Origin of the sequence: Acinetobacter sp. GSS19 (assembly GCF_028621895.1) — a bacterium.
GTDB lineage: Bacteria > Pseudomonadota > Gammaproteobacteria > Pseudomonadales > Moraxellaceae > Acinetobacter.
Genome location: NZ_CP117520.1, coordinates 1,872,678 through 1,886,588 on the forward strand (window position 1 = coordinate 1,872,678; position 13,911 = coordinate 1,886,588).

Annotated in this window: 17 protein-coding genes; 4 read left to right on the top strand and 13 right to left on the bottom strand. The window is 43.2% G+C overall.

Annotated elements, in window-relative coordinates; genetic code table 11:
- The first annotated feature begins 13 nt into the window (after nucleotides 1-13).
- Nucleotides 14-760, top strand: coding sequence for a pantothenate kinase (locus PGW99_RS08995; protein ID WP_273777336.1), 747 nt, complete (start codon nucleotides 14-16; stop codon nucleotides 758-760).
- A 55-nt stretch (nucleotides 761-815) separates the two neighbouring features.
- On the opposite strand, the gene ffh is transcribed toward PGW99_RS08995, so the two are convergent.
- Nucleotides 816-2,228, bottom strand: a complete 1,413-nt coding sequence (ffh, locus tag PGW99_RS09000; RefSeq protein WP_273777337.1) for a signal recognition particle protein — start codon at nucleotides 2,226-2,228, stop codon at nucleotides 816-818.
- 147 nt (nucleotides 2,229-2,375) lie between these two features.
- Between ffh and PGW99_RS09005 the strand changes: the two genes are divergently transcribed.
- From PGW99_RS09005 to PGW99_RS09015, 3 genes are all read left to right on the top strand, one after another.
- Nucleotides 2,376-3,182 carry a cytochrome C assembly family protein gene (locus PGW99_RS09005; RefSeq protein ID WP_273777338.1) on the top strand — a complete coding sequence of 269 codons (807 nt, stop codon included), beginning with the start codon at nucleotides 2,376-2,378 and terminating at the stop codon, nucleotides 3,180-3,182.
- A gap of 227 nt (nucleotides 3,183-3,409) precedes the next feature.
- The gene (locus PGW99_RS09010; protein WP_273777339.1) at nucleotides 3,410-3,841 is read left to right on the top strand and encodes a hypothetical protein; all 432 of its coding nucleotides are present in this window, start codon (nucleotides 3,410-3,412) and stop codon (nucleotides 3,839-3,841) included.
- Between the two features lie 228 nt (nucleotides 3,842-4,069).
- Nucleotides 4,070-5,014, top strand: coding sequence for a tRNA-dihydrouridine synthase (locus tag PGW99_RS09015; RefSeq protein WP_273777340.1), 945 nt, complete (start codon nucleotides 4,070-4,072; stop codon nucleotides 5,012-5,014).
- 91 nt (nucleotides 5,015-5,105) lie between these two features.
- On the opposite strand, the gene PGW99_RS09020 is transcribed toward PGW99_RS09015, so the two are convergent.
- The 12 genes from PGW99_RS09020 to PGW99_RS09075 form a co-directional block, all read right to left on the bottom strand.
- The gene (locus PGW99_RS09020) at nucleotides 5,106-5,696 is read right to left on the bottom strand and encodes a LysE family translocator (RefSeq protein ID WP_273777341.1); all 591 of its coding nucleotides are present in this window, start codon (nucleotides 5,694-5,696) and stop codon (nucleotides 5,106-5,108) included.
- Nucleotides 5,697-6,035: 339 nt separating this feature from the next.
- Nucleotides 6,036-6,392 carry a ribonuclease E inhibitor RraB gene (locus tag PGW99_RS09025; RefSeq protein WP_273777342.1) on the bottom strand — a complete coding sequence of 119 codons (357 nt, stop codon included), beginning with the start codon at nucleotides 6,390-6,392 and terminating at the stop codon, nucleotides 6,036-6,038.
- 77 nt (nucleotides 6,393-6,469) lie between these two features.
- Nucleotides 6,470-6,820, bottom strand: coding sequence for a DUF488 domain-containing protein (locus PGW99_RS09030; RefSeq protein WP_273777343.1), 351 nt, complete (start codon nucleotides 6,818-6,820; stop codon nucleotides 6,470-6,472).
- An 18-nt stretch (nucleotides 6,821-6,838) separates the two neighbouring features.
- Nucleotides 6,839-7,285: an SRPBCC family protein gene (locus tag PGW99_RS09035; protein ID WP_273777344.1), complete on the bottom strand. Its 447-nt coding sequence runs from the start codon at nucleotides 7,283-7,285 to the stop codon at nucleotides 6,839-6,841.
- A 166-nt stretch (nucleotides 7,286-7,451) separates the two neighbouring features.
- A complete protein-coding gene (locus PGW99_RS09040) occupies nucleotides 7,452-7,820 on the bottom strand; it encodes a ribonuclease E inhibitor RraB (protein WP_273777345.1) in 369 nt (122 codons plus the stop codon).
- Between the two features lie 177 nt (nucleotides 7,821-7,997).
- A complete protein-coding gene (locus PGW99_RS09045) occupies nucleotides 7,998-8,714 on the bottom strand; it encodes an SIMPL domain-containing protein (protein ID WP_273777346.1) in 717 nt (238 codons plus the stop codon).
- Between the two features lie 162 nt (nucleotides 8,715-8,876).
- Complete coding sequence (locus PGW99_RS09050) at nucleotides 8,877-9,542, bottom strand: RluA family pseudouridine synthase (protein WP_273777347.1); 666 nt, start codon at nucleotides 9,540-9,542, stop codon at nucleotides 8,877-8,879.
- A gap of 307 nt (nucleotides 9,543-9,849) precedes the next feature.
- Nucleotides 9,850-10,533: a DUF421 domain-containing protein gene (locus PGW99_RS09055; RefSeq protein ID WP_273777348.1), complete on the bottom strand. Its 684-nt coding sequence runs from the start codon at nucleotides 10,531-10,533 to the stop codon at nucleotides 9,850-9,852.
- A 101-nt stretch (nucleotides 10,534-10,634) separates the two neighbouring features.
- Nucleotides 10,635-10,949 carry a hypothetical protein gene (locus tag PGW99_RS09060; RefSeq protein ID WP_273777349.1) on the bottom strand — a complete coding sequence of 105 codons (315 nt, stop codon included), beginning with the start codon at nucleotides 10,947-10,949 and terminating at the stop codon, nucleotides 10,635-10,637.
- A gap of 95 nt (nucleotides 10,950-11,044) precedes the next feature.
- Nucleotides 11,045-11,296 (bottom strand): hypothetical protein, encoded by a 252-nt coding sequence (locus tag PGW99_RS09065; RefSeq protein WP_273777350.1) that lies wholly within the window; start codon nucleotides 11,294-11,296, stop codon nucleotides 11,045-11,047.
- A gap of 403 nt (nucleotides 11,297-11,699) precedes the next feature.
- Nucleotides 11,700-12,407 (bottom strand): DUF1003 domain-containing protein, encoded by a 708-nt coding sequence (locus PGW99_RS09070; RefSeq protein WP_273777351.1) that lies wholly within the window; start codon nucleotides 12,405-12,407, stop codon nucleotides 11,700-11,702.
- Nucleotides 12,408-13,004: 597 nt separating this feature from the next.
- Nucleotides 13,005-13,892 (bottom strand): DMT family transporter, encoded by an 888-nt coding sequence (locus PGW99_RS09075; RefSeq protein WP_273777352.1) that lies wholly within the window; start codon nucleotides 13,890-13,892, stop codon nucleotides 13,005-13,007.
- Nucleotides 13,893-13,911 lie beyond the last annotated feature (19 nt).

The window sequence follows — 13,911 nt, forward strand, 5'->3', positions numbered from 1 at the left end:
AATGGATACACAGATGAAAAATTTATGGCTGGATATCGGCAACACTCGCCTCAAATACTGGATTACTGAACAGCAGCAAGTCATCGAGCAGGGTGCAGAGCTGCATTTACAATCCCCTGCTGATTTACTGCTGGGTCTAATTCAACATTTTAAAACTCAGCATTTACAAAATGTTGGCATCTCTTCAGTTCTGGACAGTGAAAATAACGAGCGCATTCGCCTGATTTTAAGCCAGCTGAATATTCCTGTGGTGTTTGCCCAAGTGCATGCCGAATATGCCGGCCTACACTGCGGTTATGCAGAACCACAACAACTGGGGATTGACCGCTGGCTACAGGTATTGGCAGTCGCTCAACCAAACCAGGAATTTTGCGTGATTGGCTGCGGCACCGCTTTGACCATTGATCTGGTACAAGGTTTACAGCATCTCGGCGGTTATATTTTACCCAACCTGTACTTGCAGCGTGATGCACTGATTCAGAATACCAAAGGCATTAAAATTCCGGATTGCGCTTTCGATGATCTTAGCCCTGGTCAAAATACCATTGATGCCGTGCATCATGGCATCTTGCTGGGTCTGCTGAGCACCATCGAACACATCATGCAGCAATCCCCGAAACAGCTCGTGCTCACCGGTGGTGACGCCACACTGTTTGCCAAATTCCTGCAACCGTATCAACCTCGGGTTGAATCCGATTTACTGCTCTATGGCTTAAAGCATTATTTGCGCCATCATCCACAATTCAACGAAATCAGCTAAATTCAGCCCATAAAAAAGGCGCACATTGCGCCTTTTTTATGGGGAAGAACTGGGCTTATTTTTTCGGTTCGTTATTACCGAACAATGGACCCATTCCTGCACCACCACCGCCAAACTGTTTCTGCAGATTGCCCAGTCCACGCATCATTTTGCTCATGCCTGATGGATTGGCAAATTTCTTCATCATCTTGGCCATCTGGCTGTGCTGTTTCAACAGTTTGTTGATTTCCGACACATCCATACCACAACCCGCTGCAATCCGTTTTTTACGGCTTGGGTTGATGATGTCCGGATTACGGCGCTCTTTCGGCGTCATCGACTGGATAATCGCTTCCATTTTTTTCACTTGCTTTTCTGGATTCGCCTGCTCAAGTGCCTGCTGAATGCCGGAATTGCTCATGCCTGGAAGTTTGTCCAGGAAGCCCATCATGCCGCCCATTTTTTTCATTTGCTCAAATTGCATCAGCATGTCTTCAAGATTGAAGCTGCCGCCTTTCTGCAATTTTTTCGCCATTTTTTCGGCTTTTTCTTTGTCGATTTTACGTTCAACTTCTTCGACCAAAGAAAGTACGTCACCCATGCCGAGAATACGTTGTGCCACACGTTCCGGATGGAATGGCTCTAAGGCATCGAGTTTTTCCCCCATCCCCAGGAACTTGATTGGCTTGCCAGTAATCGCACGCACAGACAGTGCAGCACCACCACGCGCATCACCATCAGTTTTGGTCAGGATCACACCGGTTAAAGGCAAGGCGTCATTAAAGGCTTTCGCAGTATTGGCCGCATCCTGACCAGTCATGGCATCGACCACGAACAAGGTTTCAGTCGGCTTGATCGCGGCGTGTAATTCCTTGATTTCACCCATCATGTCTTCATCGACATGCAGACGACCTGCAGTATCGACAATCAGGACATCGGCAAACTGGATTTTGGCCTGTTCAATCGCACGATTGGCAATCGTGATCGGTTGTTCATTCGCGCTGGATTCAAAGAAAATTGCGCCGACTTCACCGGCAACGGTCTGTAGCTGCTTGATTGCTGCAGGACGGTACACGTCGGCAGACACCATCGCTACTTTTTTCTTCTGACGCTCTTGTAGGAAACGGGCTAGTTTCGCTGCCGTGGTGGTTTTACCCGCCCCCTGCAAACCGGCTAACAAGATCACTACAGGAGGTTTAGCTGCAAGATCAAGTGTTTCGTTGGCTTCGCCCATCATCTTGGTCAATTCGTCATAGACGATCTTGACAAAGGCCTGGCCTGGAGAAAGCTGACTCATCACTTCTTGGCCCAATGCCTGTTCCTTAACTTTCGCGATGAATTCACGAGTTACAGGTAACGCCACATCGGCCTCAAGAAGGGCCATACGTACTTCACGTAACGTATCTTTAATATTATCTTCGGTCAGCTGCCCTGAGCCAGTAACATTTCTTAAACTCTGCGTGAGTCGTTCTGTTAAGGTATCAAACATTGCAAAATCCGCTTAAAATGGCTAGTTGCAAAAAAATCTTTCTTCAATTAGAAAATTTATGCATAAGATGCTATAGGATACTTTAGTTCGCGTAGAATTTATATCTTCTAACATCACGAATCTTCATCATCCCGCAAAAGGTTTGACATGATCAGTCTCCCCTTGGTTTATCTCGTTTTGGCCCTTGTTGCCTATAGCTCTGCATTTTGGTACTTGTTAATGCAACTGATGTCAAAACGTCATCCCCACCATGGACTGATCAGTATCCTGTTAAGTTTGGGTCTCATTTTACATGGCCTGATCTTATCTGGCGATATGCTCACCCCGTTGGGCGTAAATTATGACGTTTTTAACCTGATGTCATTTACCTCAGGGTTGATGTTGCTGCTCAGCCTATTGTTCAGTCATTACCGCCCGGTGATGGCACTGAATTTGATCGGTATTCCGGTGGCTGCACTGGGCCTGATTCTGGGCTTTGGTCTGAGTAAATCCAACCAGTTGATGAGTGAAAACTCACTCAGTCTGGACATTCATATTCTGCTGTCGCTTTCTGCCTATGCCATTTTGCTGATGGCTGCTTTGCATGCCCTTCTGCTTTGGGTACAAAACCGTGAGTTAAAGAAAAAGCAAAAACGCCTCTGGGTCAATTTATTACCCCCCTATCAGGCCATGGAATCCTTGTTATTTGACATGCTGGGGATTGGTTTTGCCCTGCTGACCATCGCACTCGGCTTCGGTTTTTTCACCATTGATAATTTCTTTGCCCAGCATCTGGCACATAAAACCACCTTCAGTATTCTGTCCTGGTTTGTTTTCGGTATCCTATTGATTGGTCATTACCGTTTAGGCTGGCGTGGGCAAAAAGCCATCCGGTTTACCCTCAGTGGCTTTATGCTGTTGGCGATCGGCTTTATTGGTAGCAAATTTGTCTTGGAAATGATTTTGGGACGTTAATTTGCTTTCTTTAATTTTGTGATAGATTGACCTTGGAACACTGATCAATTATCAATCATTAAATACAATCAATTCATAAAAAAGCCCCATCGGGTTGGGTTGATTAATAAAAAATCATAACCAATTGATTTAAAATAAATAATTAAAAATATTTCGCATAACAGGTATTATATTAATTTGCGTAATACCTAATAATCTGAAGCTTAAACGTATAAAATGAGATAAAAATGCAGAATAATATGAGTGATAATAAAAAAGTTGGAATTACTTGGATTGCTTGGTTAACCACACTTCCCTTTTTTTATATAGCTTTAACAGGTGGTGGACCTAAACGAAATATTTATATATTTTTTGAGCATCTCACCAACTTATCACATCTTTCAGAGCTTACATCCAAGCAACTATTTGAAGAATTTTATTTTCCATTAAGTGTTTGGATTTCCATCCTAGTATTATTTGCTATGAATATTGGCTGGTTACTGAATAAAAGAATTAATCCTATTATTGTTTGCATCGGATCTTTTTGTGGAATTCTGCTTTCATCGTTAGCTCTCTCCTTGACACTGGCATTCGGTTTAGGGCTGCTTTTAATTCCAGGAATTTGGTTTGCTGGTTATTTAGCGATGTGGCATTTGAACTATAAATCAAAAAATATGTAATTGAACAACTATCTGTAACCTATATTCTTTGATTTTAAGACAAGTATTAAAATCATTTTTTATTCAAAAAACCCCTATTTAATACCATGGGCATTATCTGAAAAAAGTCTGTCGGCACCAAGTAGAAATGTCCACTTTACCATCCCTCACTGAAAGCACCCTACTGAACTTGCCATCCCTGTTAAAAAAACGTATAACGCTGTTTTTTGATCGCTAGGACAAACTGTCTTGAAACTCATCCTTGCACCCATGGAAGGTTTAACCGATCCCATCATGCGTGACGTGCTGACGCATGTCGGCAGTTTTGACTGGTGCGTGACCGAGTTTATCCGGGTTACAGATACCGTATTGCCCGATCATATTTATTATAGCTACTGCCCTGAACTAAAAAACGCAGGCAAGACAGCAGCAGGTACTCCGGTTCACGTACAGTTTCTCGGTAACAACCCGGAAATGCTGGCAGCAAATGCCGTCCGTGCAGTCGAACTGGGTGCACCCGCAATAGACCTGAATTTTGGTTGTCCAGCAAAAACCGTCAACCGTCATCGCGGTGGTTCGATCCTGCTGGATGAACCGGACGTTGTACACCTGTTAGTCAAAGCGGTCCGTGATGCAGTTCCAGCGCATATTCCTGTTTCGGCTAAAATGCGTTTGGGCTACCTCGACGAAAATCATACGATGGAGAATGCCTATGCCATTCAGGCAGCAGGTGCCAGCTGGCTGACGGTGCATGCCCGAACCAAGGCAGATGGCTATACTCCCCCGGCGTATTGGGAAAAGATCCAACCCATCCGTGAAGCATTAAACATCAATGTAATCGCCAACGGGGAAATCTGGAACAACCAGCATGCATTGAAATGCTTACGCGATTCAGGTTGCGAAGACCTGATGCTGGGTCGGGGAGCCGTCACCACCCCAGACCTGAGCCAATGTATCCGGCAAAACCTTGATGAGCCAGTACTGCACTGGACTGATCTCATTGAATTGCAAATTCGCTTTTTGAGTGGATCGAGCAAAACTGAAATCGGGATGGTCGGCCGTTACAAACAGTGGCTGGGGATGATGAGCAAGCATTATCCGGAAGCCAAAGCCCTATGGGATGAGATCAAACGGCTGAAAAAGCTGGACGAAATTGTTGAGAAACTGCACTTTAGCCGTGGGATGGCCGGCTAATGCTGAGACGGTCTAGCAGCTGCCAAGTATCTCCAAAACAGCATACTGAGCGTTAAAGAAAACGCTCAATTTTTTATGCAGCCTTGCGTTATTAAAGTGAGGTCATCGCTGAATAGCTGAGTGGAACCGAAAAACTGATCAGAATCAATGATGCTGTACGCTGCAGGTTGCGCTGGTTCAGCCAACTGATCCTGTTTGAGGTCAACAGATACCCCATAAAGACCCAGAAAAATGCAATAGGAACCAACAGCAGCAGAAATACCACCATATTCTGCATATAGACAGGCACACTATTCCAGGTCGCTAACGGAAAAACCGCTGAAGCAAATAACAGAGCTTTGGGATTGAGTAACGTAGCCAGGAACAATTGACGCGGCCCAATGATAGTGACTTTATTCAGGTCGGTATTCGCTGCACTTTTCCACAGCTTCACAGCGAGAAAAAGAATATACATTGCGCTCAGTAATTTCAGCAGGGCGGGTAAAAAGGGCAAAGTTTCAGCCACACGATCCACAAAAATCCCCCAGATACTAATCGCGATCAAGTAGCCTAGTGCTTCTGCAGGAATAAGATGTAAAGATTTTTGAAATCCCACCTGTATTCCAGAAGAGGCCAATAAGGTATTGGTCGGTCCAGGAGTGAGCAGGATTGTCATGACTAAAGCAATAAACATCCAAGACATAACTTTTGCCTTTTCCTTTTTGAGCCGCACAAAATTAATCGAATATGACAGTTTTGTCACGTTCTATCTTGTTTTACGTTCACATTGAGGCATTTTGCTATGAATTTAAAGGTTTAAAACGTAACCATTTTTTACTGAGAAAACAAAAAATTAAAAACCTAACCTACTGTTTATTCATAATTTTTTAAAATTTTGATGTTTTTAATAAGTAGAGCTTGAGCAGATCAAACCCGATCTGACGCAACAGTCTAAAATTATATTTTTCACGGATTTGAATAGGATGCACAATCAGATCACTTCGAGTTGATGTGAGAGGCCACATCAACTCTTTTTTTATTTTTAGGATTCAATATCTACCCAAGCCATACAGCCCCAGCCATCATATTGACCGGAGAACTGTAGCGCCACCTGCTTTAACCAGGTTTCAATTTCCACAATTTCAGCATAGTCCGGTGGCATCGTGATATGAACCACCACTTCCCACAGCAAGTCGCCCTCTTCATCTTCCTGATAGAGTGAAACCTTCTGTTCCTGACGCAATAAATGCAAAGCGCTCTGCTCAGCCTGAGATTGATCAGGAAAAATCAGGGTAAAGTCAATTTCTCGGATTTCGGTCAAGTCATCGCCATCGAGTGCCATCTGCCATAGCACATCACCATTTTCATCTGCAGGAAATTGTTGCGGATCTCGTTGCATGATCATCCTTATTGTTGTGTGTTTATTATAGGTCTTCATACTAAGCCAATTTTATGACCGAACGTCAATAGTGCTGTCTATTTAACTGCTTCAATCACCTGTTTCAACACCAGCGCATGATTATATTGCTCACTTTTAGCAGCGGTAATCAGACTGATCTTTTGTTTTTGCGCCATCTGTTGCAGCTGCTGTATCAGCTCAGGATAACAGGCCAATTCGGCCTTATAGCGTTGCTGGAATTCAGCCCAGCGTTCAGGATCGTGTGCATACCATTTCCTGAGTTCTGTCGATGGAGTCAGTTCCTTCGGCCACAAATCAATATGTGCCTCAGCCTTACTCACACCTCTAGGCCATAGCCGATCTACCAGGATACGTTGACCATCAGATTCATCTGCAGCAACATAAACACGTTTAATCACAATATTCATCCATGATCACCCATCTGGTTACGCATCCGGAATAACCGGTGTCACCAAGAGCTGTAGCAGCTGCAAGGATTCTTGCCACCCCAGATAACAGCCGTCCAAGGGAATCTGCTCGGGTATGCCACTTTGAGTAATATAAAGGGCTGTTCCGATGGGAACTTCTTTAAAATCCACTGTAACCTGGATGCTTCCAGCAAGACTTGGGTCATCAAACTGGTCGCTATAGCATAAGCGCTGATGAGGAATAATCTCGTGATACACGCCAGAAAAAGAGATAATCGTGCCGGTAGAAAAATTACGAAAAGACATGTGATAGCCACCCCCAATTTTTAGATCAAAATGACTGACTTTGGCGACAAAACCATGCGGTGCCATCCATTTCACCAGAGCATCAGGATCAACAAAAGCCTGAAACACTCGTGCTGGAGGCGCAGCGAATACACGATGTAATTTGACCGTATTCATCATTTTTCCTTTTATTATTCTTTTCAGTTGTCGTGTAGGACAGCCCACCGTTTGCTGTGTAGCGCTTTGGTATATCCCTCTGCCGTGAACCACAAAATGAAATGAAAAAGCATGTTCAAATGAACATGCTTTTTCATTTGAACATGCTTTTGATGAGAAGAGGTTGTGTTTAGTCTTCTACTTCTTCGTCTAAATCATAGAGATAAGTCATACAGCCCCAACCATCATATTCACCTTGAAACTCGGTCGCGATGCGAGTAAACCACTCTTCGAGATCCTGAATGTCCTGATATTCAGGAATCATGTTGACATGTGCATTCAGCACCCACAATTTACTGCCTTCGGTTTCCTGAAATAGAGAAATCTTTTGTTCCTGCTGTAATAAATGCAGGGCACATTTTTCTGCCAACTCTAGCGTTTTAAAAACAATCGAAAATTCAATTTCATGTGGCTCATTCAGGTCATCACCATCTTCGTACATTTCCCAAAGCAGGTTGCCGTTATCGTCATCAGGATATTGGGTATAGTCACGTGTCATTGCTCTATTCCTTGTTGTTGTTTACTAATTTTAAATTTTGTTTGTCCTGATACTAGCAGAGTTATATGTCAATTGTGTGCCCGGTTCCTGTTTATTTTTATCGATTAAATCTGTACCCACAATTAAGCAAGATTCAGCCAAATCATGAATACAAATCATGATCTGCAACGCCTCTAATTAGTCGGACAGATAATAGTCGACTGTCGAAACTACCCGGACTTTCTTCAGGTAAGGGGTATTGCTGTCGCGATCTTCAATACTGAACTGCCCCTGATTGGCGGATTTGATTTTGCCCAGTTGGCTGTTGGAATCAGCAGCAAATTTTTCAGCCACCTCACGCGCCTTACGTGTTGCTTCTTCAATCATCACGGGCTTAATGCTGTTGAGCTGGGTAAATAGATATTCGGTTTTCTGACCGTATTCTTCACCGCCAAAGGCAATGCCTTTTTTACCTAACGTTACCAAACCATTTTGCGCAGATCGAACAGCATCAATACGATGGGTATAGACCGTGACGGTTTGATGTGCGGTATAACGTAATGCGACATTACCCTCTCCACCATATTGCTGTGCATATTTATCGGTCACGACAGGCACGGCGGTCGTAATTTCACTGGGTTTAAAACCCGAATTCAGCAAAAATTGCTGCACGTCACGGGCATGGCTTTCCATCAGGGCATACAGTTCTGTTAAATCCTGACTAGCCGCAGAGAAACGGATCGGCCAAACCGCAACATCGGCCCGCACTTCCCGCTCGGAAAGCCCTTTTACCGAAACCACCCGCTCATATTCTTTGAAACGCAGCGCACTGTTTCCCAAGATCCAGCCCATGACGATTAATCCGAGGCTGATCAAAACACCCAAAATCAGGGCAGCTTTTGGCTCGTGATTCATTCTAGACTCCTTGGACGTTAGCGTTGGTGAAGCCCGGTTGCTTGTTGTTATCTGGATTATTTTCTGCTCATCTATCCAGCATAAGGAGTGCCCAGCGCGAGATCAATCAGCAACATGCAACAAACTGATACTATCGCTAAAAATAAGCGATTGAGAATGAATTTAAAATGGCAACGGTGACTGCAATTTCAGCAAATTTCCCTGCAGGGGATGTTGAAAAACCAGATCCCAGGCATGTAGAGCCAAACGTTGTAATGGACTACGGGTAGGTTCCGGGTGATAGAGTTTATCGCCAGTAATCGGATGGCCAATATACTGCATGTGCACGCGGAGCTGGTGTGAACGTCCGGTAATCGGCGTTAAAAGTACCCGGCTGATGTCCTGCTCAATGCCATAATCGAGTACCTGATACAGCGTTTTCGCGGGCTTACCCAATTCAAAGTGCACGATCTGTCGGGGGCGATTCTCCCAATCGGTAATCAGGGGAACCTCCACACTTCCCTCTCCTTCAAGCTGGCCTTGCACCAGCGCAATATAGTGCTTTTCAACCGTTCGGGCCTGGAACATTTTACTGATCGCGACCTCTGCCGTACGGTGTTTGGCAAACATCAGCAAGCCTGAAGTGGCCATATCCAAACGGTGGGTAACTTTGGCCTCAGGGTGATCACGCAGAATACGCGCATAAGCACTGTCATGATGCTCTGGTAAACGCCCTGGCACGGACAACAGTCCAGCGGGTTTATCAATCACGATCAGATCATCATCTTCATAAATCGTACAAAGCGCATGTTGCGGAGGTGCGTAGACAAATGAAGAATGGGCGGACATTAACGGTTTAATCCTAAAAACTGAAAAGCGCATGGACGTTAGCAATGTGGCTACGGGCTGTCAACAGTGCAGCACGCCTGAACAGCTCTCCTATAAGGTTAGGATGGCAACTGGAAAACCGCATAATTCTATTTTATGGATGACTCATATAATCAGTCTTTTACTGCGTGTGTCTAGCTGAGCCTATCAGGGTCATAAGCATCTGCCTAGAAATGTAAACCATTCAGAATCAAAGGCTGAGTTGCAGAGGTGACCGTTATTTTTGCTCTCAAGTCAAAAGTTGTTGCCATCCGAAAATTATCAATCATTACAGGCTCCAGTATGCATCTCTAATCGCTTGAGCCCAACTGGTATGATTGCAGCGTGGACAACGTTGCCCCTGAATCTGTTCATAAATTTGTGTACAGCCACAAAACATGCAGGCATAAAAAGTATAGGGATGAAATTGCTCAACTTTGACATAGGCCTTAGGAAAAATTGGCAATCCCCATTTGGCGGTCTCAGCAGTGTAAAACAGCACACTCAGACTACCATCAGTTTCCAGTAGAGCCGCCCGAACTTGCCCCAGATGTTCAATGTTGTACTGACGCATTTCAGCAAAGAATTCATCATGGGAAAATTTTTCTTTTGCGACATCATCAATGACCAGCTTCCCCTCTTCCACAATATAAAGGGGCTTTCCTTCAAGTAACTCCTCAATTTTCTGGTTTTTCATCATGCTCCAGGTGGTAAACCGGTAGAGCAACAGAATGGTGAAAATGACCAGAAAGGCCTGAACAATCGGCAGATCTTCAGTAAACATAGGATCGCCCGCAGCCGACCCCAGACATAAAATAATCGCCAGCTCAAAAATAGAAAGCTGGCGAATTCCTCTTTTTCCAGAAATGCGTAAAAAGAGCAAAATTAAAATATACATGACACAGCTACGAACCATTATTTCCAGAATAAAAGGCCAAGTAGTGTCATGTATAAATAATTTAAAAACATCCATGTAAATAAACCTATTCTCATTTAACTATTATTTATTACGTATTATTAGTTAGGTTTATCATAAAGTTATAAAATGTTTAAGTTGAAATAACAAAATAGCAACTACATTCTGTCCCATGCATCTTTTACTGCATGTTTGGCGTGTTCCCATTTTAAACGAGATTCCGCCTTAAACTCTTCCCATTTTGAACGTAAACCTGTCTCTTGCTCTTCGAAACGGGCATCCTGACCTGACTCTGCACGAGCACGGCTCCCTAAAGCATAGGCTGAAGATAGATCACGGTCATAATCCAGATCAGGAATTTCTTTTTGAAAATCGCTGTAATATGGGCGATCGACATAGTTTTGACGCCAATATTGTTCAGAATCTGAATTGTTATATGACGGACTTGGATTATTGGTATTAATGTTATTCATAATGAACTCCAAATTTTTTGTTTTGAAGTTAAGGAGAAGCATCAGATATTCTCCTTAACTTCAGATCGAAATTAAGACAAAATTTTTACCAGTACTTATTTATGCTGGTTATTTTGCGAATTTGACTGATCACGCTGATTTTGTTGCGTATTTTTCTGGTTAGAGCCAGATTGACGACGGTTTTCATTTTGCTGCTGTTGTTGATTACCCATACCACCATTATCTTGGTCACGTTGCTGCCCAGGCTGCTGATTTTTCTGGTTCTGTTGATTCTGCTGGTTGAACTGATCATTCTGTTGTTGCTGCTGGTTATTTTGCTTTTGCTGCTTTTGATTTGAATTCATCATTTTCACTACCTCATCAAGTGGAACACATAAGATCTGAATCGTTCAGACATTCATATAAGTAGCATGGAAAAATTCAACTCCCCACCCATCGGCTGTTACAGTCTTTTTAAATGTAAGCGGGCAGAAAAATTATGTGTTTTAAATCAAGAGAATCACGTTCATTAGCAATTTAAATGATTACATTATTGATCTTATTTAACATAGCTCTCTAGAAAGGCGTTTATCTTTTAGCATTTTTTATAATGGCGTGACTTTTTCCAATTTTATTTATCTTGATGATTATAACTAGCAGTAAATTCTTAAATATATCCGTTAAAGAATAAATAAATTCATCTTTAAATCAACACAAACACCACATTTTTGATTTTAAATTACATTTTCACTATAAAGAAAATAGTATTCTTTATTTATTTTGCTTTTTACTCATCTCTTCCAATAAATCGAGTTGAATTTCCTGAATTTGCGCTAGTCGTTCCCATTGATGTGACAACAGATGGTCAACTTTTTCATGTAAGTGTCGAATTTCCAACTCAGCTTTAAGGTTAATCTGGTAATCATACTGAGAACGTAAACGGTCTTTGGCTTCCTGCCGGTTTTGGCTCATCATGATGATCGGTGCCTGAATGGCTGCAAGACAGGACAGTAATAGATTGAGCAGGATAAATGGATATGGATCTGCGGGATGAACTTTCATCACCATGGTATTGATCACAATCCAGATCAGCAAAAACAAAGCAAAACAGATCAGAAAGGCCCAACTTCCACCAAAAGTCGCGATTTTATCCGCCAGCCGTTCGCCAAAACTCCACTGCTCATCAAACTCTGATTCGGCATTTTTCGTAATGAGCTCATGCTTTTGCATGCTTTCAACAACTTCTTTTTCCAGATCCGTCAGTTCACCTTTTTCAGACTTCAGTAAGGCATGCACGTACTGAATCCGGTATTTGGCCAAATCCGACTGACAGATATAACTGTCCAGAGAACCTTCGGGATAATCATGAATAATCCGTTCTGCAATCACCTCACGAATCGCCTCAATTGGCATGAGCTGATCACGCTGAAACTGTTTCTTGCAAACCAAACATTCACGACATTCAACCTGGCTGTCCATGAGCATTCTCTGGGCATAAAAAGAATGAAAAAGATTATATAAGGTTTCGCAACAATTGCGATGGTAGGCTGACTCAAATGGTGAGTAGTCGAAGTCCAGAAGAGTGTTCTTATTCTTGCAGGATGTGCACTGCTACAGCGGTTTTACGGTCAGATTCTCGATCTCAAAAGATCATGAATTGCCAAACGAAAGTTATAAGGGTGTATAGAAGATTGGGGTTGCGTCACAACCCGTTTTGCTGGATAAACAAAACTTTCGGCATTCTGATGGATCACATCATTGGCCTGTCTGCCGAATCGAGACCTTGTGGGTCAATACACCTGCACGGGATCAGTGCTGGTGCATATTCATCTTTTCGGTTTCTATCTCACCCTCAAGTATTAATTTAACTAAACTTTACCGGGATTGTTTCCCGAAAATTAGCCAATCAACCCAAAACCTCAAAAAATATTTTCACACAGACATTAAAAAATGGAAAAATCAACAACAATAAACCAATTCACTGATTGATCTTCCGGATCTCATCACTTTTTCTGGACGTACTGCGTCATAGCTTAGCGCTGAGTGATTCCAAAGAAAAAGATAGTGAAAGGCCGTCTAAGCCCAGATCACCATGATGGCCGCCATAATCACGAGCAATAAACCCAGATGGTCAGATCGGGCCAGTTTTTCCTTAAAGAAGAATGCCGAGATCAATAAGCTAAACAAAATCTCGACTTGACCTAAGGTTTTCACAATCGCAACGGTCTGCATGCTCATGGCACTGAACCAGCCTAATGACGCCAGAAAACTGCAGACACTCACCTTAAAGGTCAAGCCCAGACGTTGCCACATGTGATATAGCGTTTTTCGGCTAAAGAGAGCTAAATACAGCAACAAGGCCACACATTGAAAACTGATCAGTGAACACAACACCCATGCCGCACGATGCAAAAAAGGTAGCATATTCAGTTCTAAACTGGCTTCACGCACCAGCAAAGAAGTAACAGCAAAACACAGCCCGCTCCCCAATCCAATCATGAGCGTTTTAACAGATAACTCAGTATGTCGGCTGCCTTTACTCAACAAGAAAACCGCAATCGCGCCGATCAACACCCCAAGCCAGCCCCAGCCGGTTAAATGCTCCTGTAGAAACACAACCCCAATTAAGGCAGCCAGAATGGCTTCACTTTTCGCCAAGCCAATCCCAATTGCATAATTTTTTTGCTGGAATAATTTGACCATCAAGGCCGTAGCATAAATCTGGCTCATGCCGGCAATTACCACATACAGCCAGAATTTATTTGAAAAAGTCACATGGGCTGTAATCGGTTGCTGGCTATATAAGATTGCCAAATAGCTAAAAGCAAAAATTGGCGCAAACAGGAAACGTGCCAGCGTTGTTCCATAAATATCGACACTAGTACTGAGCTGTTTTTGAAATGCATTGCGCCAGGCCTGCATAAATGCCGCCATCAGCGTAAAAAGAACCCAACTGATTGCCATAACTTGAAATGCTGAGAGC

What these genes read in the sequence shown, in the direction of transcription:
- PGW99_RS08995 (WP_273777336.1), top strand. Translation starts at nt 14, where the DNA reads ATGAAAAATTTATGGCTGGATATCGGCAACACTCGCCTCAAATACTGG.
- ffh (WP_273777337.1), bottom strand. Translation starts at nt 2,228, where the DNA reads ATGTTTGATACCTTAACAGAACGACTCACGCAGAGTTTAAGAAATGTT.
- PGW99_RS09005 (WP_273777338.1), top strand. Translation starts at nt 2,376, where the DNA reads ATGATCAGTCTCCCCTTGGTTTATCTCGTTTTGGCCCTTGTTGCCTAT.
- PGW99_RS09010 (WP_273777339.1), top strand. Translation starts at nt 3,410, where the DNA reads ATGCAGAATAATATGAGTGATAATAAAAAAGTTGGAATTACTTGGATT.
- PGW99_RS09020 (WP_273777341.1), bottom strand. Translation starts at nt 5,696, where the DNA reads ATGTCTTGGATGTTTATTGCTTTAGTCATGACAATCCTGCTCACTCCT.
- PGW99_RS09025 (WP_273777342.1), bottom strand. Translation starts at nt 6,392, where the DNA reads ATGCAACGAGATCCGCAACAATTTCCTGCAGATGAAAATGGTGATGTG.
- PGW99_RS09030 (WP_273777343.1), bottom strand. Translation starts at nt 6,820, where the DNA reads ATGAATATTGTGATTAAACGTGTTTATGTTGCTGCAGATGAATCTGAT.
- PGW99_RS09035 (WP_273777344.1), bottom strand. Translation starts at nt 7,285, where the DNA reads ATGATGAATACGGTCAAATTACATCGTGTATTCGCTGCGCCTCCAGCA.
- PGW99_RS09040 (WP_273777345.1), bottom strand. Translation starts at nt 7,820, where the DNA reads ATGACACGTGACTATACCCAATATCCTGATGACGATAACGGCAACCTG.
- PGW99_RS09045 (WP_273777346.1), bottom strand. Translation starts at nt 8,714, where the DNA reads ATGAATCACGAGCCAAAAGCTGCCCTGATTTTGGGTGTTTTGATCAGC.
- PGW99_RS09050 (WP_273777347.1), bottom strand. Translation starts at nt 9,542, where the DNA reads ATGTCCGCCCATTCTTCATTTGTCTACGCACCTCCGCAACATGCGCTT.
- PGW99_RS09055 (WP_273777348.1), bottom strand. Translation starts at nt 10,533, where the DNA reads ATGGATGTTTTTAAATTATTTATACATGACACTACTTGGCCTTTTATT.
- PGW99_RS09060 (WP_273777349.1), bottom strand. Translation starts at nt 10,949, where the DNA reads ATGAATAACATTAATACCAATAATCCAAGTCCGTCATATAACAATTCA.
- PGW99_RS09065 (WP_273777350.1), bottom strand. Translation starts at nt 11,296, where the DNA reads ATGATGAATTCAAATCAAAAGCAGCAAAAGCAAAATAACCAGCAGCAA.
- PGW99_RS09070 (WP_273777351.1), bottom strand. Translation starts at nt 12,407, where the DNA reads ATGGACAGCCAGGTTGAATGTCGTGAATGTTTGGTTTGCAAGAAACAG.
- PGW99_RS09075 (WP_273777352.1), bottom strand. Translation starts at nt 13,892, where the DNA reads ATGGCAATCAGTTGGGTTCTTTTTACGCTGATGGCGGCATTTATGCAG.